16 protein-coding genes are annotated in these 21,353 nt (G+C 65.6%); 3 read left to right on the top strand and 13 right to left on the bottom strand.

Going from position 1 to position 21,353, the window contains the following annotated elements; all coding sequences use genetic code 11:
- Positions 1–29: 29 nt before the first annotated feature.
- On the top strand, positions 30–2,384 hold the full coding sequence (gene parC, locus CSQ92_RS17295) for a DNA topoisomerase IV subunit A (protein ID WP_034780316.1): 2,355 nt from the start codon (positions 30–32) through the stop codon (positions 2,382–2,384).
- 199 nt (positions 2,385–2,583) lie between these two features.
- Positions 2,584–2,772 (top strand): helix-turn-helix domain-containing protein, encoded by a 189-nt coding sequence (locus CSQ92_RS17300; protein WP_099394884.1) that lies wholly within the window; start codon positions 2,584–2,586, stop codon positions 2,770–2,772.
- Here CSQ92_RS17300 and CSQ92_RS17305 read toward each other — a convergent pair.
- From CSQ92_RS17305 to CSQ92_RS17360, 13 genes are all read right to left on the bottom strand, one after another.
- Positions 2,763–3,116 carry a hypothetical protein gene (locus CSQ92_RS17305; protein ID WP_139179220.1) on the bottom strand — a complete coding sequence of 118 codons (354 nt, stop codon included), beginning with the start codon at positions 3,114–3,116 and terminating at the stop codon, positions 2,763–2,765. The two genes, CSQ92_RS17300 and CSQ92_RS17305, sit on opposite strands and share 10 nt — an antisense overlap.
- Positions 3,117–3,142: 26 nt before the next feature.
- On the bottom strand, positions 3,143–5,464 hold the full coding sequence (locus tag CSQ92_RS17310; protein WP_218964076.1) for a M43 family zinc metalloprotease: 2,322 nt from the start codon (positions 5,462–5,464) through the stop codon (positions 3,143–3,145).
- Between the two features lie 166 nt (positions 5,465–5,630).
- Entirely contained in the window at positions 5,631–6,107 is a 477-nt protein-coding gene (locus CSQ92_RS17315) for a hypothetical protein (RefSeq protein WP_034780321.1), read from the bottom strand.
- A gap of 215 nt (positions 6,108–6,322) precedes the next feature.
- A complete protein-coding gene (locus tag CSQ92_RS17320) occupies positions 6,323–7,540 on the bottom strand; it encodes an acetate/propionate family kinase (RefSeq protein WP_099394885.1) in 1,218 nt (405 codons plus the stop codon).
- Entirely contained in the window at positions 7,537–8,952 is a 1,416-nt protein-coding gene (locus CSQ92_RS17325; protein ID WP_099394886.1) for a bifunctional enoyl-CoA hydratase/phosphate acetyltransferase, read from the bottom strand. The genes CSQ92_RS17320 and CSQ92_RS17325 overlap by 4 nt, the downstream gene beginning before the upstream one ends.
- A 9-nt stretch (positions 8,953–8,961) precedes the next feature.
- Positions 8,962–11,226 (bottom strand): DUF3141 domain-containing protein, encoded by a 2,265-nt coding sequence (locus CSQ92_RS17330; RefSeq protein ID WP_099394887.1) that lies wholly within the window; start codon positions 11,224–11,226, stop codon positions 8,962–8,964.
- Between the two features lie 47 nt (positions 11,227–11,273).
- Entirely contained in the window at positions 11,274–12,398 is a 1,125-nt protein-coding gene (locus tag CSQ92_RS17335) for an ABC transporter permease (protein ID WP_034780330.1), read from the bottom strand.
- Position 12,399: 1 nt separating this feature from the next.
- Positions 12,400–15,144, bottom strand: a complete 2,745-nt coding sequence (rbbA, locus tag CSQ92_RS17340) for a ribosome-associated ATPase/putative transporter RbbA (protein ID WP_099394888.1) — start codon at positions 15,142–15,144, stop codon at positions 12,400–12,402.
- Between the two features lie 2 nt (positions 15,145–15,146).
- Entirely contained in the window at positions 15,147–16,220 is a 1,074-nt protein-coding gene (locus CSQ92_RS17345) for an HlyD family secretion protein (protein WP_099394889.1), read from the bottom strand.
- An 18-nt stretch (positions 16,221–16,238) separates the two neighbouring features.
- Positions 16,239–17,687, bottom strand: a complete 1,449-nt coding sequence (locus tag CSQ92_RS17350) for an efflux transporter outer membrane subunit (RefSeq protein WP_099395092.1) — start codon at positions 17,685–17,687, stop codon at positions 16,239–16,241.
- A 10-nt stretch (positions 17,688–17,697) separates the two neighbouring features.
- Complete coding sequence (gene fabI, locus CSQ92_RS17355) at positions 17,698–18,483, bottom strand: enoyl-ACP reductase FabI (RefSeq protein WP_170846361.1); 786 nt, start codon at positions 18,481–18,483, stop codon at positions 17,698–17,700.
- Entirely contained in the window at positions 18,480–18,665 is a 186-nt protein-coding gene (locus tag CSQ92_RS28795; protein ID WP_139144132.1) for a hypothetical protein, read from the bottom strand. Before CSQ92_RS28795 ends, fabI begins: the two co-directional genes overlap by 4 nt.
- A gap of 428 nt (positions 18,666–19,093) precedes the next feature.
- Positions 19,094–20,536, bottom strand: coding sequence for an IgA Peptidase M64 (locus CSQ92_RS17360; RefSeq protein ID WP_099394890.1), 1,443 nt, complete (start codon positions 20,534–20,536; stop codon positions 19,094–19,096).
- 209 nt (positions 20,537–20,745) lie between these two features.
- Here CSQ92_RS17360 and CSQ92_RS17365 point away from each other — a divergent pair, with 209 nt between their 5' ends.
- Positions 20,746–21,348: a TetR/AcrR family transcriptional regulator gene (locus CSQ92_RS17365; protein WP_099394891.1), complete on the top strand. Its 603-nt coding sequence runs from the start codon at positions 20,746–20,748 to the stop codon at positions 21,346–21,348.
- The last annotated feature ends 5 nt before the right edge of the window (positions 21,349–21,353 follow it).

Below are 21,353 nucleotides of genomic sequence, written 5' to 3' on the forward strand. Positions count from 1 at the left end.
CGCAACCACTTAACACCGAAACAAGCGCCATGTCCACACAAACCAATTTATTTGACGATGCCCAGCCTGAGCCGATCGAGCCGGATGAACCGGTATTCGACGGCGAAGCGCTGACCCTGTCCACCTTTGCCGAGCGCGCCTATCTCGATTACGCCATCTCCGTCGTCAAGGGCCGCGCCCTGCCCGACGTGTGCGATGGCCAGAAGCCCGTGCAGCGCCGCATCCTGTATGCGATGAATGAGCTGGGGCTCAATTCCACGGCGAAGCCCCGCAAATCGGCGGCCGTGGTCGGCGACGTGCTGGGTAAATTGCATCCGCACGGCGACCAGTCCGTGTACGACGCGCTGGTGCGCATGGCGCAGGATTTCTCCCTGCGCTATCCGCTGATCGATGGCCAGGGCAATTTCGGCTCGCGCGATGGCGATGGCGCCGCAGCCATGCGTTACACGGAAGCGCGCCTGACGCCGATCGCCAAGCTGCTGATGGATGAAATCGGCATGGGCACGGTGGACTTCCAGCCCAACTACGACGGTTCGACGGAAGAACCGAAGCTGCTGCCGGCGCGCCTGCCGATGGTGCTGCTCAACGGCGCCTCCGGCATCGCCGTGGGCCTGGCGACGGAAATCCCGTCGCACAACCTGGCGGAAGTGGCGAAAGCGGCTGTCGCCATGATCCGCGATCCGAAGATGACGCACGCCGAGCTGATGGCCATCATTCCCGGCCCCGACTTCCCCGGCGGCGGCCAGATCATCACCCCGCCATCGCAGATCCAGGACATGTACGCGAGCGGCCGTGGCAGCATGAAGGTGCGTGCGCGCTGGAAGATCGAGGAACTGGCGCGCGGCCAGTGGCAAGCCGTCGTGACGGAACTGCCGCCAGGCACCTCGTCGCAGAAGGTGCTGGAAGAAATCGAGGAACTGACGAATCCGAAGATCAAGCTGGGCAAGAAGGCGCTGTCGCCGGACCAGGTGGCCCTGAAGGCGCTGATCCTCAATTCGCTCGACACCATCCGCGACGAATCGGGCCGCGCCGCGCCCGTGCGCCTCGTGTTCGAACCGAAGTCGAAGAACCAGGACCAGACGGAATTCATGCTGATGCTGCTGGCGCACACCTCGCTGGAATCGTCGACCTCGATCAACCTGGTGATGATCGGCGGCGATGGCCGTCCACGCCAGAAAGGCCTGGGCGACATCCTGCGCGAGTGGATCGACTTCCGCTTCGAGACCGTCACGCGCCGCACCGGCTACAAACTGGGCAAGGTCAAGGACCGCATCCATATCCTGGAAGGGCGCGAAGCGATCCTGCTCAATATCGACAAGGTGATCCAGATCATCCGCAATTCGGATGAACCGAAGGCGGCCCTGATCGAAGCGTTCAAGCTGTCCGAACGCCAGGCCGACGACATCCTGGAAATCCGCTTGCGCCAGCTGGCGCGCCTGGAAACGATCAAGATCCAGCAGGAACTGGCCGAGCTGCGCAAGGAAGAAAAATCGCTGCAAGACCTGCTCGACAATCCGGGTTCGATGAAGCGCGCCATCATCCGCGAAATCGAGGCGGACGCCAAGCAGTTCGGCGACGCGCGCCGCACCCTGATCGAGGAAGCGCAGAAAGCCGTGGCGGAGCAGAAGGTGGTCGATGAACCGGTCACCGTCATCATCTCGGAAAAAGGCTGGGTGCGCGCGCGTACCGGCATCGGCCACGATGCGGCGCAGTTCACGTTCAAGGCGGGAGACTCCCTGCATGGCGCCTTCGAGTGCCGCACGGTCGACACCCTGCTGGGCTTTGGCAACAACGGCAAGATTTACTCGGTTCCCGTCTCCGCGCTGCCCAACGCGCGCGGCGATGGCGTGCCGATCACGACCTTGTGCGACCTGAGCGGCGGCACGCCGGGCAACGCCGTGCGCATCCTCCATTACTTTGCGGGCAATGGCGCCACCAATTTGCTGCTGGCGTCGAGCGCAGGCTACGGCTTCATCGCCAAGGCGGGCGACATGACGAGCCGCCTGAAAGGCGGCAAGGCCTTCATCACCCTGGACGATGGCGACGTGCCTCTGGCGCCGAAAGTCATCCCCGAGGCGGCCAGCGCCCTGGCCTGCCTGACGGAAGGCGCACGCCTGCTGGTGTTCGGCCTCGATGAAATGAAAACCCTGTCCAAGGGCGGCACCGGCGTCAAGCTGATCGACCTCGATGCGAAAGACAAGCTGCTGGCCGTGCAGCCGATCACCCAGCGCGGCGTGGTGGTCTCGGGCATCGGCAGGGCTTCGAAACCGCAGGATGCATCGCTGGGCGCCACGGCCCTGGCCGAACACTTCGGCAAGCGCGCCAAGAAAGGCAAGGCGCTGGCGGCCAAGCTGAAACCGGTCTCCATGGCGGCCATCGGCTGATCGGCACCCGGCCATACGAAAAGACAGGTTCGCCTGTCTTTTTTTTCGCCCATCGCCGCGCAGCCGCACAGGAAAAAACATTTCACAGATAATTTGACAGATATGTCCCGCGCTCCCGTTATCCCTGCAGGCATGCCACCGGCACGCCGCCCAGCGACAGGAGAACAGCGATGACAAACAAGGTTTCAGGCAGGCTGCCATGCAGCGCCTGACCCCGGCCGAACGGCTGGTGGCGGCCATGGCGGCCGAAGGATTGCCGTATAAAAGCATCGCCAGGGAACTGGGCAAGTCGCCGGCCACCGTGCGCAACCAGCTGCATGCGATTTACCAGAAACTGGGCGTGGGCAACCGCACGGCGCTCGCGCACAAGCTCCTGGGTCATCCTTGACGCCGCGACAGGCGCAGCATCTCAGGCGTCGCTTCAACGATGTCGATCACGTCCTGCGCCCCGCCAGCATCGCCCAGCGCATAGCGGCCCATGCCCACGGGTACCAGCCGGGTCACGGGACCGGCGCGGGGGCGGTCATCGGGGCCGGGCGCCATGGACGTCAATGTCGCCTCCCCTTGCGCCGTGGCGCCGGCGGGCGCGCCGAACTCGAGCACCTTGCGCCCCTTGCGGCTGGGAGGAAAGACGAACGTGGCCGTGGGCCGGTACACCTCGATACCGTCTGCATCCTCCTCGAAGGAATGCGTCCAGCTGCCGCTGGGCAGTGCCGTTGTCATGCCGTGCATGCCGCCTCCCGTGTCAACCATGGATGTCAGAAACACGATACCACGCCGCCCAGGCTTTCATAGCCGCTCACGGAAGGCGACCAGGCCGTGCCGTTCCACGCCTTGTGGAACAGGGCGCCATTCGTGCCCGTGACAAAGACGTCGAGGCGGTTCGGCGCCCAGGCCGTGGCGCGCGGACGCGAGGTGCATATGCCGCCCAGGCTTTCAAAGCCAGTCACGGATGGCGACCAGGCGGATCCATTCCACGCCTTGTGATACAGGGCGCTGTCCGTGCCGATGACGAACAGGTCGAGCCGGTTGGCACCCCACGACACGGCTTCCACTTCGCCCACGCATATACCGCCCAGCCGCTCGAAGCCGTCGATGGACGGCCCCCATTTCGCGCCATCCCACCACTTGTGGTACAGGGCGCCATCGGTGCCCGTGACGAAGACGTCGAGGCGGTTCGGTCCCCACGCCACGGCCTTCGGCGCCGAGGTGCAGATGCCCCCCAGGCGTTCATAGCCCGTCAGCGACGGTCCCCAGGCCGTGCCGTTCCACCACTTGTGGTACAGGGCCCGGTCCGTGCCGACGACGAAGACATCGAGGCGGTTCGCCCCCCAGGCCACGGCTTCCGGCTGGCCCAGGCAGATACCGCCCATGGCTTCGTACCCCGTCAAGGACGGCCCCCAGGCGGCTCCGTTCCACCACTTGTGATACAGGCCGCGGTCCGTGCCGACGACAAACACGTCGAGGCGGTTCGGTCCCCAGGCCACGGCGCGCGGGTCGCCCACGCACAAGCCGCCCATCGCTTCATAGCCGGTCAGCGACGGCCCCCAGGCCGTGCCATTCCACCACTTGTGGAACAAGCCGCTGTCGGTGCCCGTGACGAAAACGTCGAGCCGGTTCGGCCCCCACGACACCACCTGCGGGGCACTGGTGCAAATGCCGCCCTGCCCTTCATAGCCGGTGACGGACGGCGCCCAGGCCGTGCCATTCCAGGCCTTGTGGTAGAGCGCGCGGTCCGTGCCCAGCACGAACACGTCGAGGCGGGTCGCGCCCCAGGCCACGACGGGAGACGAGCTCTGGCGCGGCGTGGCGCCTGCACCTGTGCCGCCCGTGCCGATGCTGGCGCGCGGGCCATCGAGACAGGCCTGCATGCGCGCCACCTGTCCCGCCGTGAACATGAACATGGCGGGATCGTCGACGTAATCCATATAGTTCATGAACATGTCGCCATTCGGCCCGTTGCTGCAGGACACCTGCGGAAACGAGGGCTGGCCCGTGTTCGGCCCGCCCTGGTTCGGCGTGTCGGCCACGTTGTCCGTGCCCGAACACCCGGTACCGTCGTCGCCCCAGATATGGTTCAGATTCAGCCAATGGCCGATTTCATGCGTGGCCGTGCGCCCCAGGTGGAACGGCGGCGCCGCCGTGCCGGTCGTGCCAAAGGCCGATTGCAGGATCACCACGCCGTCGGTGGCGGCCGGGCCGCCGGGAAACTGCGCGTAGCCCAGCAAGCCGCCGCCCAGCTGGCACACCCATATATTCAGGTAGCTGTCGGCCGGCCAGGCATCCATGCCGCCCGTCGCCTGCGACTTGACGGCATCGTCCGCGCCAAACGAAGCCGCCGTCGTCTGGCGTCGCTCGATGCCGCTGGTGGCCGCGCCATGCGGATCGGTCGTGGCCAGCGCGAACTCCACGCGCGCATCGGCCGTCAGGGGCAGGAATGGCGCCGGCGTGCTGTTGACATCCGGGTTGACGCGCCGGAAGTCACGATTGAGCACATCGATCTGGCTGGCGATCTGCGCATCCGAAATATTCTGCGCGGCCGTATTCCACACCACGTGCACCACCACCGGTATCTGCGTCACGCCGGAACGTCCGGCAATGCTGCCGTCGCCCTCGTAGAGCCCGGCCAGGTTTTCGATATCGGCGCGCACGTTCGCATACGATGGATCTTCGCTCAGCAGGCGGCGATGCACGTCCATCGTGGCGCAGGTGCGCTTCTGCGGTGTACCGCCGCCCTGTCCACCGTCGCTGCCCCCCATGCCACCGCCACCGCCACCATCGCCACCCATGCCACCGCCAGCCCCAAGCTGCATGCAGCTGGTGGCCGCCATGCCCTGCGGTGCCTGCTGCATGCCGCCGCCCGGCATGGCGCCGGCATCCGCGGCGGCCGTACCCTGGGTAAGCGCAGCCTGGTCGGCATACGACACGCCCAGGCGCGGCCCAGCCATGGCGTCGCCGCCCGCCGCAGCGTCGCCAGCCTGCATGTCGCCTTCGACCGGCATGGGCTGCATGGCGGACACGGCAGGCGCGCCTTCCGCCGAACCGGTAGCCGGCGTTTTTTTCGTTTTAGCGGTGCTCATGATATCTCCCTTCGTCTGTTTGCCAATTCACTATGGCACGGCGAAAAGAGGAGCATTTGCGCCAGATCAAGACTGGCAAGCGGTGCAAAAGAAAAGTGGCAGACGAAAAAAAAAGACAGCCGAAGCTGTCTTTTGGGCTTGCAGGCCGTGGCCCGCAAACAGGGGATTACTTGGCGGCGGCGGCCTTGACTTCAGCGTCGGCCTTGGCCTTGGCTTCTTCCGTCTTGGTGGCGGCGATGGCTTTATCGGCGTTCGCTTCCACTTTTTCCTTGGCGACCTTGGCATCCGCTTTCACGGAGGTTTTACCTGCTTTCGCATCGGCCTTGGCGGCAGCCTTGTCAGCCTTGGCTTGCGCCTTCATCTTGTCTTCCGGATCGGCATCGGCCACTTTGTCGTGGGCCTTGGCCTTGGTTTTGTTCGCCTTGTGCTGGGCGTCGGCTTTCTTTTCGTCAGCCTTCATTTCAGCCTTGGCGACATTGGCGTCAGCCTTGGCATCGACTTTGGCTTCCTTGTTGGCAGCCTTGTTGATGTCATGCTGCGCAGACGCCTGGGCGCTGGCAACGGCTGGGGTGACTGGCGACGTTTGCGCGATGGCAGCGGTGGCAAACAGGGTAGCGATCAGGGCGGCGAGTAATTTGTTCATGATGAGACCTTTCAATATGGTTTAATTTTATTCTTACTAAAGGCGGGCAAAATGTTCAAAATTTGCCAGGCATCGCGCTGTTTCTTGATGTAGCGCAATGGCATGACTTCATAGTAAAGATAACTGGCAAACCACACAGTGCGTTAGCGCACTCAACGGAAAATATGTGCAATTCGGCAAATTTCCCATCGAGCGCGGCTGTACGCTTCAGGACCTCATGCCCGTACGGCCAGCGCCGCGTGGCGCGCCGCCACCCACTCCTCGTTGGCCGGCTCCACGCCCACCACGATGCGGCTGGCATCGGTGGAAATACGGCTGGCGTTGCGCGCATTGGCATCCGCATCGAGCACGGGGCCAATAAAGCCCAGCTCGGCACAGATGCGCTGGCGCAGCTCGGCGCTGTGTTCGCCGATACCTGCCGTAAACACCAGCATGTCCAGTCCGCCCAGCACGGCCGTCAGGGCGCCGATCTCGCGCACGATACGGCGGATATACAAGGCCAGCGCGGCGCGGATACGCTCGCCCGTGGCATCCTGCCGGTCCTGCTGCGCCAGCAAGACCGGCGGGTCGGCCGACACGCCCGACACGCCCAGCAAGCCCGACTCGTGGTACAGCACATGCGCCACTTTTTCCAGCGACAGCTTTTCGATCTCCATCAGATAGATGACGGCGCCCGGATCGAGCGAACCGCAGCGCGTGCCCATCATCAAGCCGTCGAGCGCGGAAAAGCCCATGGTGGTGGCCACGCTGTGCAGGTTCTCCATGGCGCACAGGCTGGCGCCGCTGCCCAGGTGGGCCACGATGACCTTGCCGCGCGCGACGGCACCGAAGCGCTGCTCCAGCACCAGCGACTGGTATTCGTACGACAGGCCGTGGAAGCCGTAACGGCGCAAGCCCCGCTCCCACGCATCGTAAGGCAGGGCCAGCATCTGCTCGACCTGCGGCACCGTGTGGTGGAAGGCCGTGTCGAAGCACGCCACCTGGGCGATGTCGGGGCGCGATTCGAGCAGCACCTCGATCGCCTCCAGCGCGAACGGCTGGTGCAGGGGCGCCAGCGGCACAAAACTTTTCAGGTCGGCCAGCACTTTGAAATCGATGCGCACGGGGGCGAAATACTTGCTGCCGCCATGCACCACGCGGTGCGCCACGGCGCGCAGCGGACGCCCGGCCAGCTGCGCCACCACTTGCGCGCGGATGTATTCGAGGGCCGCGTGATGCGGCTGCTCTGCATCGAGCTGCAAGGCGATTGCCGGCAGGCCGCCGGCGCGGTACGTGGCGTTTTCGCGGCCGATGCCTTCTACCTTGCCGCTCCATTGCGCCTGCTGCGGCAGCACGCCGCCCGCTTGCTCGAACAGGGCGAACTTGATGCTCGACGAGCCGCAATTGAGCACCAGGATCAGGGTGCCGTCGGCATGTTGGAGTGCTTCATTCATGGCGGCGTGCTCCGGTAATGGTTGGCCAGCATCACGGCGATGGCGCATGAGGCGATGCGGCTGGCGCGCGAATCGGCGCGGCTGGTCAGGATGACGGGGACCTTCGCGCCCAGCACGATGCCGGCGCTGTCCGCGTCGCCCATGTATTCGAGCTGCTTGGCCAGCATGTTGCCGCTTTCCAGGTCGGGCACCAGCAGGATGTCGGCGCGGCCCGCCACCTCGGAGACGATGCCCTTGACGGTGGCGGCGGCGATCGACACGGCATTGTCGAAGGCCAGCGGGCCGTCGAGGATCGCCCCCGTGATCTGGCCACGGTCGGCCATCTTGCACAGGGCGGCGGCATCCAGGGTGGCCGGCATGTCCGCATTCACCGTTTCCACGGCGGCCAGGATGGCCACGCGCGGGCAGGCCACGCCGATCACGTGCGCCAGGTCGATGGCGTTGCGCACGATGTCGGCCTTCATGGCCAGGTTCGGCGCGATATTGATGGCTGCGTCCGTGATGATGAAGGGACGCGGATACGCGGGCGTCTGCATCAGGAAGCAGTGGCTGATGCGGCGCTTGGTGCGCAGGCCGGCGCTGGCCGACAGCACGGCCGACATCAGCTCATCCGTGTGCAGGCTGCCCTTCATCAGCGCCTCGACTTCGCCCTTGCCCGCCAGTTCGGCGCCGCGCGCGGCGGCCGCATGGCTATGTTCGACGTCTTCGATGGCGATGCCTTCCAGGCTCAGGCCCGCCTCCAGCGCCACCGCCTCCAGGCGCGCGCGCGGCGCCACCAGCACGGGCGTGATCAAGCCTGCCGCGTAGGCGTCAAGCGCGCCCGACAGGCTCAGTTCATCGCAAGGGTGGATCACGGCGACCCTGATCGGCCCCAGGGTGCGCGCGTGTTCCAGCAGGCGCCGCGTGCCGTCGCCGTTATGCAGGCGCACTTCGGGCAAGGTGGCGCGCTTGCGTTCGATCTGCTCGGCGGGCGCGATCACCTGCGCCTCGCCATCGAGCACCACGGCACCCTGCTGGTTGACGCAGCGGCAAGCCAGCGTCACGTGGCGGCTGCGCGGCTCGAGCGCCGTGACGGTGACGCTGATGGCCAGCGTATCGCCCACGCGCACGGGTTGCAGAAAGCGCAGAGTCTGGCCCGTGTAGACGGTGCCGGCGCCGGGCAGTCGCGTGCCCAGCACGGCGGAAATGAGGGCCGCGCCCCACATGCCGTGCGCGATCACGCCCTGGTAGCGGGTGGCGGCGGCAAATTCGGTATCGAGGTGCTGCGGGTTGTCATCGCCCGACATCACCGCGAACAGGGCGATATCGTCCATGCTCAGGGTGCGCGTGATGCTGGCAGTGTCGCCGATGGCGATCTGGTCGAAGGTGCGGTTACGCACGATATGCAAATCATCGTCTTGGGTAGTGGTCATCGTGGTCTTCTATACAGGGGTAATGTGTTTGGCCGGCTTGGCTTTTGGCCCGGCAGGGGATGCGCCCGCGTCCGACGGCAAGGCCTTCGCTTGCGCCTTGACCGCGCGGTCGAAGACGTCCAGCATCTGCTGCAGGCTCGCCTCCTCGTCCGGCGTCGGCGCCTCGGGCACTTGCAGCACTTGCTGCAGCCACTCGGCCAGCGCGCCGATGTCGTCCGGGTCGGCGCGAGAGAGCAAGGTCGGCAAGGCCGCGATGGCCGCATCGAAATCATGCAGCATCAAGCGCGCCTGCTGGCGCACGATACCGCGGAATTCCTCCATGCCGATATCCTGCCGGTATTGCGGCTTGATCAGTTTCAGGGCCAGGTTGACCCTGCGCTCGTCGGCGATCATGCGGAAGCGGTAGATGTAGAACAGCGCGCGCACGGCCGCTTCCACCAGGCCGCCCCGCTGCATGTCCTCGTCCATCTTGCGCGTTTCGCAGCGCACGTATTCGCAATGCTCGGGCGAAATGCCGGGATGGGGGCGCGGCGGCGCCGTATCGCCGATGGCTTGTCCCGTCAGCGCCTGCACCAGCGGCGAGCCATACACCAGGTCGAAGGTGGTTTCCTGCAGCGTATCGCGCCAGTCGCGCCAGCTGTTCAAGCCGGCCGTGATGGCGCCGGAAATGGCTTCCTGCATGGCCAGCAGCGGGTTGTCGGGCGATACCGGCTGGCGGTGGGCGCGCACTTTTTCCGCCTCCTTGGCCACCAGCCTGGCCAGCGGATTATGGTCCGTCCAGCGCTCGTACGACACGCGCAGCGGATGCGCGAGCTGCAGGAAGCGCGCCGTCTGCGGCGTGACCATGGCGCGCACCCACGGCTGCGCAAACGTGCGATACAGGGCCAGGTTCACTTCGGACACGCGCGCGGCGGCGGCGAATTTGCGGTCGTTTTCCACGCTTGGCTGCACGATGGCGCGCACGTCGTCGATGCCGCGGTGTTCGACCTGCAGCACATAGTCGCCGCTGGCCAGGTCCGCGTTCGGCGTATCGGGCGTCTTGTCGACGATCCTCGCTTCGTAGATGCCGGCCGGCAGCAGGTTGATCAGGTCGATATTGCTGGCGAATTTCTGGTGTTCCTTGTGTCCCACCTTGGCCGAGACGAAGATACCCAGGTGGCCGATGCTGTCATGCACGGCATATACGATGGTCTGGTCGTGCATCAGCACATCCTTGTCGTCGCGGTACAGGTCCGTGATCCAGCCCAGCGCCTGCGGCGGCGGCGTGATGTTGTCGCCGTTCGAGCAGAACACGACGATGGGCGAACGGATATTGCGCAAGTCCAGACGCACGCCGTCGGAGGTAATCAATTCCGCCGTGGCCAGGCGGTTGCCGATGAACAGATTGTCGACGATGTACTGCATCTCGACGTCGTTGAGGAAGACATGGCCGCCCCAGTATTTTTCAAATTCCAGGTAGCGGGGCGCTTCCGTATCGATGTTCGCATACAGGTTGTACTGCTTGCTCCACAGGGTATTGGCCGGGTTGAGCTTTTCGAAATTCTGCACCAGGCTGGCGCCGTCGAAGCGGCCGTTGCCCAGGTCGCCCGCCAGCGCCGTGGCCCAGCTTCCGCCCATCAGCCCACCCGCGTAGCGCATCGGGTTGCGGCCATGCCAGCCGGCCCAGTAGGACACGGGCGCGCCGGCCACGATGATGGGGCCGAACAATTCCGGGCGCATCGCCGCCGTCATGAGGATTTGCCAGCCCGCCTGGCAATTGCCGATGACGACGGGCTTGCCTTCGCTGAGCGGATGCAGGGCGATGACTTTTTCCAGGAAGGCCGCCTCGGCGTGCATCACGTCTTCCACCGTCTGTCCCGGCACGGGATCGGGCAGGAAGCCGATGAAGTAGCACGGGTGGCCGGCGCGCAGGGCCACGCCGATCTCGCTTTCCGCCTTGAAGCCGCCGATGCCGGGACCGTGTCCGGCGCGCGGATCGACGACGACGAATGGCCGCTTCGATGGATCGGGCTCCGGCGCATCGGGCGTCAAGATGCGCGCCAGGCCGTAGTTGACGGGACGCGCCAGGTCCAGGCCCGACATCACCAGTTCGGCGGGGAAGTCCAGCACGTTCGGCACTTCCTCGGCCATGTGCTCCTGGTACTGGTTGCCGCGCCGGCGCATCACGTCCGCATACAGCACGATGCGCTGCCACGAGTCGCGCGCATAGTCGCCCAGCACGCCCAGCGACGGCAAGCCGCCGGTGGAGAAAAATGGTGCAGCTTCGATCTTCATGGCTATCCTTTTCATGCAAAAAACGCCGGACCATTCCGGCGCGGGGGCTACGCCATCTGGCTGATGGTCTTGCGAAAGCGCGCCAGCGCGAAGGTAAACAGGGCCGTGCCGATGGCCAGCAAGGCCAGGAACGGTTTCCACACCACGTCGATGCCGGCACCCCGGTACAGAATCGCCTGGCTCAACTCGACGAAATGCGTGGTCGGGGCGATCAGCATGATGTTCTGCACCAGTTCGGGCATGCTTTCGCGCGGCGTGCTGCCGCCCGACAGCATCTGCAGCGGCAGCAGCACGAGGATCAGGAGCATGCCGAACTGCGGCATGCTGCGCGCCACGGTGGCGAGGAAGATGCCCATCGAGGTGGTGGCAAACAGGTGCAGCGCCGCGCCGCACAGGAACAGCGCGATGGAACCCTCGATGGGCACGTGCAGCATGCCGCGCACCACCAGGTTCAGCGACAGGGCGGCAGCCAGCAGCACCACGAGGCCCATCGACCAGACCTTGCCCAGCATGATCTCGGCCGGCGTCACCGGCATCACCAGCAAATGCTCGATGGTGCCGTGTTCGCGCTCGCGGATCAGGGCCGCCCCCGTGAGAATAATCGACAGCATCGTCACCTGGTTGATGAGCTCCATCAGCGAGCCAAACCAGGCCTGGCTCAGCGACGGATTGAAACGCGCGCGCATCACCAGCTCCACGGGCGAGACGGTCGCGCCCCGATAGCGCTTGGCGAATTCGGACACCTCGCCGGCGACGATCTGCTGGATGTAGCCGCTGCCGCTGAAAGCCTGGCTCATGCGCGTGGCATCCACGTTCAGCTGCAATTCCGCCTGGCGCCCGCCCAGCACGTCCGCCTGCAGCTTGGGCGGTATCGTCAGCACGAAGGTGTACTGGCCCGCGTCCAGGCCCGCATCGACCTGGCTCTGGTTGATCATGGCTGGCGGCGTGAACTGCGGCGGGAAGAAGGCCGAGGCGATGCGCCCGGACAGGGGCGAGCCATCCTCGTCGACGATGGCGATCGACGCCATGTGCAGGGTTTCCGGCTTGGCCGTGGCGGCCACGTAGATCGCCAAGGTAAACGTGTAGAGGATCAGGATCAGCATCATCGGATCGCGGATCAGGCTCCAGATTTCCTTCACGCCCAGGCGGTAGATATTTTCAAGATGCCGCATATCAGCTCTCCTGTTTCTTCAGCAGCGCCACCGTCACGCCGAGGATCACGGGAATGGCCACGATCAGGGGCCAGAACGAGGCATGCAGATCGCCAAAGCCCAGCGCCTTGTTGAACACGCCCCTGCTGATATTGAGCATGTGCGTGGCCGGGTACATCAGGCCGATGGCCTTGCCCACGCCTTCCATCGACGAGACGGGATTGAGCAGGCCGGAAAACTGGATGGCCGGGATCATGGTGCCGATCATGGTCACGAACAGGGCCGCGATCTGGCTGCGCGTAAACGTCGAGGCGAACAGGCCGATGCCGGTGGCGCAGATATTGAAGATGAAGGTGGCGCCGATCAGGGTCGGCAAGCTGCCCTTGATCGGCACGCCAAAGGCGGTGACGGCCAGCAGCGCCATGAGGACGAAGTTGAACATGGCCAGCACGACGTACGGCACCTGCTTGCCGAGCAAGAATTCCAGGCGCGTCACGGGCGTCACGTACAGGTTGATGATGGAGCCCAGTTCCTTTTCGCGCACCACGGACAGCGCCGCCAGCATGGCCGGCAGCATCAGCAGCAGCAGGGGAATCACGGCCGGCACCATGGCCGGCAGGCTTTTCACGTCCGGGTTGTAGCGGTAGCGCGTCTGGATGGCGACGGGGTTGTTCATCGTGATGCCATAGCGGTGCAAGGCCTGGTCGGCCAGCCACAGCTGGTGCATGCCCTGCACGTAGCCCTGCACGGTTTCGGCGCGCATCGGCATGGCGCCGTCGATCCACGCGCCCACCTGGGCCGGCGCGCCGCGCTGCACGTCGCGCGCGAAGCCGGGCGGGATCTCGATGGCCAGCGACAATTCTCCGCTGCGCATGCGCTTGTCGATATCGGCATAGTCGCGCAGGGGCGGACGTTCGACGAAGTAGCGCGAACCGGCCAGGTTGTTCGTGTAATTCTGGCTCAGGGTGGTCTGGTCGTGGTCAAGCACCGCATAACTGAGGTCTTCGACGTCCAGGCTGATGCCGAAGCCGATGACGAACAGCAGCAACACGGAGCCGCCCAGCGCCAGGGTCAGGCGCACGGGGTCGCGCCGCAGTTCCAGTGTCTCGCGCCACATGTAGCTGAGCATGCGGCTCAGGCTGAAACGGCTGCGCCGGTGTTCCTGCTGCGGTGCGGCCACTTCAGCCTTCTGCGCGGGCACCTCGCTTTCCTGCTCCGCCGGCGCCGTGCCGCCGCCCGCCTCTTCCAGGTAAGCGATGAAAGCCGCTTCCAGCGACGGCGCGCCCTTCTTGCGCACCAGTTCGGCCGGCGCATCGCTGACCAGCACTTTACCGGCATGCATCAGCGAGATGCGGTCGCAGCGCTCGGCCTCGTTCATGAAGTGGGTGGAAATGAAAATGGTGACGCGGTCGCGCCGCGCCAGCTCGATCATCAGGCGCCAGAAATTGTCGCGCGCAATCGGATCGACGCCGGACGTCGGTTCGTCGAGGATCAGCATTTCCGGCTTGTGCACCATGGCCACGGCCAGCGACAGGCGCTGGCGTATGCCCAGCGGCAGGCTGTCGGGCAAGTCGTCCATCACCGCGCGCAAGTCGAAGCGCTGCGCCATTTCGTCGATGCGCGCCCCTATTTCACCGTCGGGCACGTGGAACAGGCGCGCATGCAGCACCAGATTCTGGCGCACCGTCAGCTCGCTGTACAGAGAGAATGCCTGCGACATGTAGCCGACCCTGCGGCGCGTGTCGATATCGCTGGAGTCGACCTCCTTGCCGAACAGCCAGGCCTTGCCTTCGGTGGCCGGCAGCAGGCCCGTGAGCATCTTCATGGTGGTCGACTTGCCGCAGCCGTTCGAGCCGAGAAAACCAAAGATCTCGCCGCGGCCGATGCGGAAATTCACATGGTCGACAGCCGTAAAATCGCCAAAGCGCATGGTCAGGTCTTGCGCCTCGATGGCGACGTCCTGCGCGCTGGCAGCGTCCAGCGGCGTGATGACCACGGGCTGGTGGCCCGCGCGCTTGGCTTCCGGCAGCAGTTTGATGAAGGCCGCTTCCAGATTGCCGCTCTGCGTGCGCGCCAGCAGTTCGGCCGGCGTGCCCGTGTCGAGCACCTTGCCGTCGTCCATGGCGACGAGCCAATCGAAGCGCTGCGCCTCGTCCATGTAGGCGGTGGCCACCATCACGCTCATTTGCGGGCGCTGCACGCGGATGCCGGCGATCAAGTCCCAGAACTGGGCGCGCGCCAGCGGATCGACGCCGGTGGTCGGCTCATCGAGAATGAGCAGGTCGGGATCGTGGATCAGCGCACAGCACAGGCCCAGCTTCTGCTTCATGCCGCCCGACAGCTTGCCGGCCGGACGCGCCAGGAAGGGCTGCAAGCCCGTGCTGCGGGTCAGCTGGTCGATGCGGCGGCGGCGTTCGGCCGCGTCGTGGCCGAACAGGCGCGCGAAAAACTGCAGGTTTTCCTCGACCGACAGGGTCGGATACAGATTCTTGCCCAGGCCTTGCGGCATGTAGGCGATACGCGGGCAGACGTCGTCGCGGTGGCGCGCATCGCGCATGTCGCCGCCCAGCGCCATGACGCTGCCTTCCTGTACCGCGCGCGCGCCGGCCACCAGCGACAGCAGGCTCGATTTGCCCACGCCATCGGGCCCGATCAGGCCCACCATGCGGCCGGCCGGCACATCGAGGTCGATGCCGTCGAGCGCCACCGTCTTGCCGTAATGCTGGCTGACGCCCCGGATGCTGACGACGAAATTGTTCACGCCCATGGTCACTGCGGGACCTTCGCCGTCAGTTCAGCGGGCCATGCCTGCTTCGCATCGAGACGCACCCAGGCCACGCCGGGCAAGCCCACTTTCACCAGCGCCAGGTGCTTTTGCAGCAGCTCGCGGCTGATCTGCGCTTTCACGCGGAACATCAGTTTCTGGCGTTCGCTGGCCGTTTCCACCGTCTTCGGCGTGAACTGCGCGCTGGCGGCGACAAACGAGATCCTCGCCGGAATCACGTAGTTGGGCGCCGCGTCGAGGATGATGCGCACCTCGCCGCCCATCGCCACCTTGCCGGCCGCCGTCTCGGGCAGGAAGAAGGTCATGTAGACGTCCGACAGGTCGACCAGGTTGAGCACCTTGCCGCCACCGGCCAGCACTTCGCCCTGCTGCGCCACCAGGTATTGCACGCGGCCGTCGCGCGGCGCCGTCAGTTGGCCATCGGCCAGGTCGGAGTCGATGCGCGCCGTGGTCGCCTCGGCGGCGACGACGGCGGAGCGCGAGCCGACCACCTGCGCCCGGGCCGCGTCGATGGCCGCCTGCGCCGCCGTCACCTGCGCCTTGGCCGCATTCAGGGCGGCGGCCACGCTGCGCACGCGGGCACGGTCGTCGTCGAGTTCCTGCACCGAGGAAGCGCCCTCTTTCGACAGGGTTTCGGAACGGGCCAGACGGCGGCGCGCCGCATCGAGTTCGCTTTCGCGCTGCGCCACGATGGCCAGCGCGGCAGCCTTGTCGCTCTCGCGCACGGCCACTTGCGCCTGCGCGCCGACCACGGCGTCGGACGCCTGCTGCTGGCGCGCGCGCGCCTCGTCGCGCTGGGCCGTCAGCGAATCGACCTGCATGGTGGCCAGCGGCTGGCCCGCCTTGACGAAGTCGCCCTCGCGCACGAGGATCTCCTTGACCCTTCCCGCCAGCTTGGTGGCGACGTCGATTTCCGTCGCTTCGATGCGGCCATTGCCGCTGACAAAGCCTTCGCCAGGGCCCGTGGGACGCATTTTTTGCCAGGCCACATAGCCCAGCACGAGAACGGCCACGACCAGCGCCGCGGGGATGAGTTTTTTCTTCAGTTGTGGAGTCATGGTATCGGGGCGATCAAATTAGTGGGTGGAAGCGGCGGCGGAAGTGGCTGGCGCGCCACCGCCCAGCGCCGCATACAGGCTGACCTGGCTGGAGAGCAGCGCGCGGCGCGTCTGCACCAGTTGCTGCTCGACCGTCAGCAAGTCGCGCTGTGCATCGAGCACTTCCAGGTAGGGCGCTGCGCCATTGTCGTAGCGCAGCTTGGCCAGGCGCGCCCGTTCGCTCTGCGCGGCCAAAGTCGTCTTGCCGATGTCGACCTGCAGCGCCAGCCAGCGCCGGTTCGACAGCGCGTCGGCCACTTCGCGGAAGGCGCCCTGCACGCTCTTTTCATAATTGGCCACGGCCACGTCGCGGCGCACCTCGGCCAGGTCCATATTGGCGCGGATACGGCCCGCGTCAAAGATCGGCAGCACCAGGCGCGGCGCGAAATTCCACGCGCCGCTGCCCGAATCGAACAAGCCGCTCAATTCCGCGCTGGCCGTGCCGTAAGCCGCCGTCAGCGAAATCGTCGGGAAGAAGGCGGCGCGCGCGGCGCCGATATTGGCTTGCGCGGCGCGCAGCTGGTGTTCGGCCGCCATCAGGTCGGGACGCTGCGTGAGCAAAGCCGAGGACAGGCCCGCATGCAGCGGCTGCAGAACGCTGGCGTCGTCGAAGCGGCGCACCTCACCAGCCACCGGCGTCAGGTCGACGGGGCCGCCCACCAGTTGGGCCAGCGCGTGCGCCTGTACGGCGCGCGCCTGTTCCAGCTGGGCCGACAGCGACAAGGCCTGGCTGAGCAGGGTTTCCACCTGCGTCAGGTCCAGCTTGGAAATCGCCCCCACCTCGAAGCGGCGCGTGAAGATGCGCAGCGATTCGGCGCGGCTGTCGACCGTGGCACGCGCCAGTTCCACCCGTTCATCGAGTTCGCGCAAGCCCAGGTAGCCATTCGCCACCTGCGCCACCAGGGCCACGCCGACGGCGCGGCGCGCCTCGTCGCTGGCCAGCAGGGTTTGCAGCGCGCTGTCCTTCAGGCTGCGCACGCGGCCCCAGAAATCGAGCTCCCAGGCACTCACGTTCAAGCCCGCCTGGTACTGCGCGCTCGTCATGGGGCGGCCCGTCACGCTCAGGTCACCGGGCACGCGCGCGCGGCTGCCGGAGGCGCCCAGCGCAATGGCGGGAAATTGTTCGGCGCGCTGGATGCCATACGCGGCGCGCGCCTCATCCACGCGCAGGGCGGCGATGCGGATGTCGCGGTTGCTGGCCAGCGCCTGCGCAATCAGCGCCTGCAGGCGCGGGTCGGCAAAGTAGGCTTGCCAGGCGACGTCGGGGGCGTGCGCGCCGGGCGGATCGGTTTCCGGATATTGCGCCGCCACCGGCAGCGGCGGTGGCGCGTACGGCGGCGCCATCGAGGCGCAGCCGGCCAGGGCCAGCATGGTGGCCAGCGCGGCCATCCTGGCGCGGTTGGGCAAAGTAGAAACAGCCATGGTCATCATCTTCCAGTCAATTCAGAATGTTGTAGCCGCCATCGACATACAGGGTGCCGCCCGTGATGGCGCGCGCGCCGTCGCCGGCGAGGAAGGCGCACAGCGCGCCCACGTCCTCGATGGTGGCCAGGCGGCGCATGGGCGAGCGTTCGATGGCGTCAGCCATCAGGCGGTCGAAATGAGCAATGCCGGAAGCGGCCCGCGTCTCCAGTGGCCCCGGCGAAATGGCGTTGACGCGGATGCCTTGCGGCCCCAGTTCGGCGGCCAGGTAGCGCACCGACGCTTCCAGCGCCGCCTTCACGGGACCCATCAGGCCATAGTCGGCGATGACTTCTTCGGCGCCCAAATAGCTCATGGTCATCAGGCTGCCGCCGTCCGGCATCAGCGGTTCGGCCAGTTTCGCCATGCGCATGAAGGAGTGGCAGGAGACATCCATGGCCTGCGCAAAGCCGTCGGCGGAACTGTCCGTCACGCGGCCATGCAAGTCCTGCTTCGGCGCGTAGGCGATGGAATGGACGACGAAATCGAGCCGCCCCCACTGCCGTTCGATCTGCGCGAACAGCGCTTCGAGCTGGCCCGGCACGGCCACGTCGAGCGGCGCCATGATGGCCGCCTGCACTTGCTGCGCCAGCGGCTCCACGTGCGGCCTGGCCTTGTCATTGAGCCAGGTGACGGCCAGTTCGGCGCCGGCCGCGCGCAGGGCGCTGGCACAACCCCAGGCGATGCTTTGCCCATTGGCAATGCCCACCACCAGGCCCCGCTTGCCCTGCAAAGGCAAGTGCTGCGGCAAGGCGGCCATCATGCCTGGACTGGACGCAGGGCGGGCCACGGCGTGGCCGCATGCACGCAGCGCACCGCGCCGGCGCGCATGGCGGCGGCGCACATGGCCAGGGTGACGCCACCGGCGCGCGCATACGGCAAGGCTATCGGAGTGTGGGGGTGTAAGGTACTGCACGCGTCAGGCGCGGGGGTCTGCATCTTCATGAATCGGCTTCCGTCACTGAAATTCGAGGCCGGCACCAGTGCATTCTCGGGGAACTGGTACAGGGCGAAAATTACTCTACAGCATTTAGATACGTGATTCGCGATGAGTCCGGTCCACATGCTTATCGTTTTGAGCTAGGTCAACTATAAGTGCGATTGCGGCAATGCAACATTGATGTAAATCAAATTTTACCGCAATATTATCTAAATGAAATATTTTTCAGGCAAGCGTGCGAGCGTATGTATTTGATAATACTACCGGGCTGACGGGAAGAAAAGACGGCATGCGGGCGCAGATGCATATTGCCTGAAAAACAAGCGGATCTGGGCAGTGGTGGAAGGCAGGCGGCAGGACGAGGCAGAAAGGGGGCCATGCTATTGCGTTGCAACATGGCCCACCATGCATTACAGGACAGACTTGAACGGTCTTATTTTTCCGGCGCCGGTGCGGGACGCGAATACAGGTCGATGATGGTGCTGATGCCATCCTGGCATACGGAGCAGAACGTCTCGCTGCGGTCGAACATGATGCACTGCATCTCCGGTCGGTAGTAGCCGGACGACTCGTAGTTCGCGCCCTCGAAGGCGCCCACCGCATGGCGCTGCGGCGCCTTCGAGAACAGCTGCTGCGTGTACGCCAGGTCGGCCTTGAACAGGTCGCTCATCTCGCTTTCCGGGCGGTTTTGCGCGCGCAGGGCCGCGCGCTGCTTCTGGTATTCGCGCGCATGGCTGTCGTATGCTTCCTTCGGCCATGGCGTGGGCAGCGGCGTGCCCGCCTTGACGTGGTTCTTCCATTTCAGCCTGGCCGGATCGCGCAGCGCCGTGGCGTTCGGCTCCCACGGCTCCTGGCGCTCGCCATTCGACTGGTAGGCCACGGGCGAGGTGTAGTACTCGTCGGCCAGGCCGGCGAAATGGTGGCCGAATTCATGCACGAACAGGTAATTGGCCCAGTCGCTGTTCGCTGCCGCCGTGCTGAACTGGCCGAAGATGCCGCCGCCGCCGTAGGTATCGTTATTCACGAGGATTTCGATGAATTCATACGGCGCATATTGCGCCAGGTCGCGCAGCGCGCGGTTGTCCGTCGTCAGCACATAGCGCTCGCTGCCGAAGATGTCGTAGCGCGTACCCAGCGGCGAGGCGTGATGCACACCCGTCGATGGACGCGACACGCCCGATTCCTGCGTCGGCGCGGCCATGGCCCACACATTGAAGTCATTGGCCCGCTCGCGAAATGGCGAGACGGTAAACAGGTGCTCGGCCAATTTGCGCGCCGTCGCCTCGAACTTGCCCATTTCGGCGGCCGTATAGCCATCGCCCATGATCAGCAGGTCAACCTTGCCGGACGAGGGGCCACTGATGCGGATCGGGATAGGCTTGACGGGCGCCGGCGGCTGCTTGCGGATCACGTCCTGCGCCGCCGGGTCGACATCGGTGCTCCACACGATGGAAAACAGGCCGCGCTCGTCGCGCTTGAGGATGCGCACGCGCACGGGGTGCTCGGGCTGCGGGAAGCGCACGGATTCCTGGAAGGCGCGCGTGGTGGTTTTCGCTTCATCGGTGCTGGCCCATTCGCCGAAGATGGTGGAAAAACCGCGCGAGTACAGCACCTTGCCCGACTTGATGTCGACCACTTCCAGCAGGTTGTTGCCACGATTGCTGTCATCGATGGGACGCGCCAGGTTGCCCGGCCATGGCAGGGGCTCGACCAGCACGCGCTCGACCGCATAATGCTCGCCCAGCGCATTGCCGCTGTGCTGGTAATCGAGGCGCATGGTGGCCGGCAGTGGCGCGTTGTCCGCCTGCGCGGCAGGGACGATGCCGGCGGCCAGCGCCAGCGCGCAGAGGAAGGATCGAATCGGGGTCTGCTGCATGTTATTCCTAAAACGGTAGAAAAACAGGTGAAGGGATCGGTTTTCCAAACAATCGGCGGGCCAGCCGGCAGGCGCGGGAAAAACCGCTGCGGCACATTGTAGCGACAGGAAGGGAGCGTGCAAAGCGCCCATTTCAGACGATGCGCTTGACCAGGCGATGCAATCGCCTTATATTAGATCGACTAGTCGATTTATAAAAGGACAGAACCATGCGCACCATCGATCCCGGCAAACACGCGGCCCGCCGCGACGCCATTCTCGCCGCCGCGCGCAGCTGCTTTGCGCGCAAGGGCTTTCACCAGACCAGCACCGCCGCCATTTGCGCGCAAGCGGGCATGAGTCCCGGCAACCTGTTTCATTATTTCCCCACCAAGCAAGCCATCATCGCCGCCATCGTCGACCAGGAAGGCAGCGAGACGGCCGCCTATTTCGCCGGCGTGCAAGGCAGTGCCGATGCCTACGGCGCCCTGCTCGATTTCATGGACCTGGTGCTGGCGCTGGCGGCCGATGGCGACTTTGCGGGGCTGGCGCTGGACATTTCCGCCGAGGCGATGCGCGACACGGATATCGCGGCCAGGGTGGCGCGCAACGACGCTACCCTGCGCGGCGGCCTGCAAACCTTGCTGGAAGAGGCGGCCGCAGCGGGCCAGGCCGACGCCGCGCTGGACGCCGCGCAGACGGCCAGCTGGATCGCCGCGCTAATCGACGGCATCTTCAACCGGGTCGCCGTCGATCCCCAATACGCCCCGCTGGCGCAGCGGGCCAGCCTGCACCTGTTATTGGCGCGCTTCCTGCGCCCTGCCGTGGCATGAGCGGC

Source organism: Janthinobacterium sp. BJB446 (genome assembly GCF_002735655.1).
Classification (GTDB): domain Bacteria; phylum Pseudomonadota; class Gammaproteobacteria; order Burkholderiales; family Burkholderiaceae_D; genus Janthinobacterium; species Janthinobacterium lividum.

What these genes read in the sequence shown, in the direction of transcription:
- parC (WP_034780316.1), top strand. Translation starts at nt 30, where the DNA reads ATGTCCACACAAACCAATTTATTTGACGATGCCCAGCCTGAGCCGATC.
- CSQ92_RS17300 (WP_099394884.1), top strand. Translation starts at nt 2,584, where the DNA reads ATGCAGCGCCTGACCCCGGCCGAACGGCTGGTGGCGGCCATGGCGGCC.
- CSQ92_RS17305 (WP_139179220.1), bottom strand. Translation starts at nt 3,116, where the DNA reads ATGCACGGCATGACAACGGCACTGCCCAGCGGCAGCTGGACGCATTCC.
- CSQ92_RS17310 (WP_218964076.1), bottom strand. Translation starts at nt 5,464, where the DNA reads ATGAGCACCGCTAAAACGAAAAAAACGCCGGCTACCGGTTCGGCGGAA.
- CSQ92_RS17315 (WP_034780321.1), bottom strand. Translation starts at nt 6,107, where the DNA reads ATGAACAAATTACTCGCCGCCCTGATCGCTACCCTGTTTGCCACCGCT.
- CSQ92_RS17320 (WP_099394885.1), bottom strand. Translation starts at nt 7,540, where the DNA reads ATGAATGAAGCACTCCAACATGCCGACGGCACCCTGATCCTGGTGCTC.
- CSQ92_RS17325 (WP_099394886.1), bottom strand. Translation starts at nt 8,952, where the DNA reads ATGACCACTACCCAAGACGATGATTTGCATATCGTGCGTAACCGCACC.
- CSQ92_RS17330 (WP_099394887.1), bottom strand. Translation starts at nt 11,226, where the DNA reads ATGAAGATCGAAGCTGCACCATTTTTCTCCACCGGCGGCTTGCCGTCG.
- CSQ92_RS17335 (WP_034780330.1), bottom strand. Translation starts at nt 12,398, where the DNA reads ATGCGGCATCTTGAAAATATCTACCGCCTGGGCGTGAAGGAAATCTGG.
- rbbA (WP_099394888.1), bottom strand. Translation starts at nt 15,144, where the DNA reads ATGGGCGTGAACAATTTCGTCGTCAGCATCCGGGGCGTCAGCCAGCAT.
- CSQ92_RS17345 (WP_099394889.1), bottom strand. Translation starts at nt 16,220, where the DNA reads ATGACTCCACAACTGAAGAAAAAACTCATCCCCGCGGCGCTGGTCGTG.
- CSQ92_RS17350 (WP_099395092.1), bottom strand. Translation starts at nt 17,687, where the DNA reads ATGACCATGGCTGTTTCTACTTTGCCCAACCGCGCCAGGATGGCCGCG.
- fabI (WP_170846361.1), bottom strand. Translation starts at nt 18,483, where the DNA reads ATGATGGCCGCCTTGCCGCAGCACTTGCCTTTGCAGGGCAAGCGGGGC.
- CSQ92_RS28795 (WP_139144132.1), bottom strand. Translation starts at nt 18,665, where the DNA reads ATGAAGATGCAGACCCCCGCGCCTGACGCGTGCAGTACCTTACACCCC.
- CSQ92_RS17360 (WP_099394890.1), bottom strand. Translation starts at nt 20,536, where the DNA reads ATGCAGCAGACCCCGATTCGATCCTTCCTCTGCGCGCTGGCGCTGGCC.
- CSQ92_RS17365 (WP_099394891.1), top strand. Translation starts at nt 20,746, where the DNA reads ATGCGCACCATCGATCCCGGCAAACACGCGGCCCGCCGCGACGCCATT.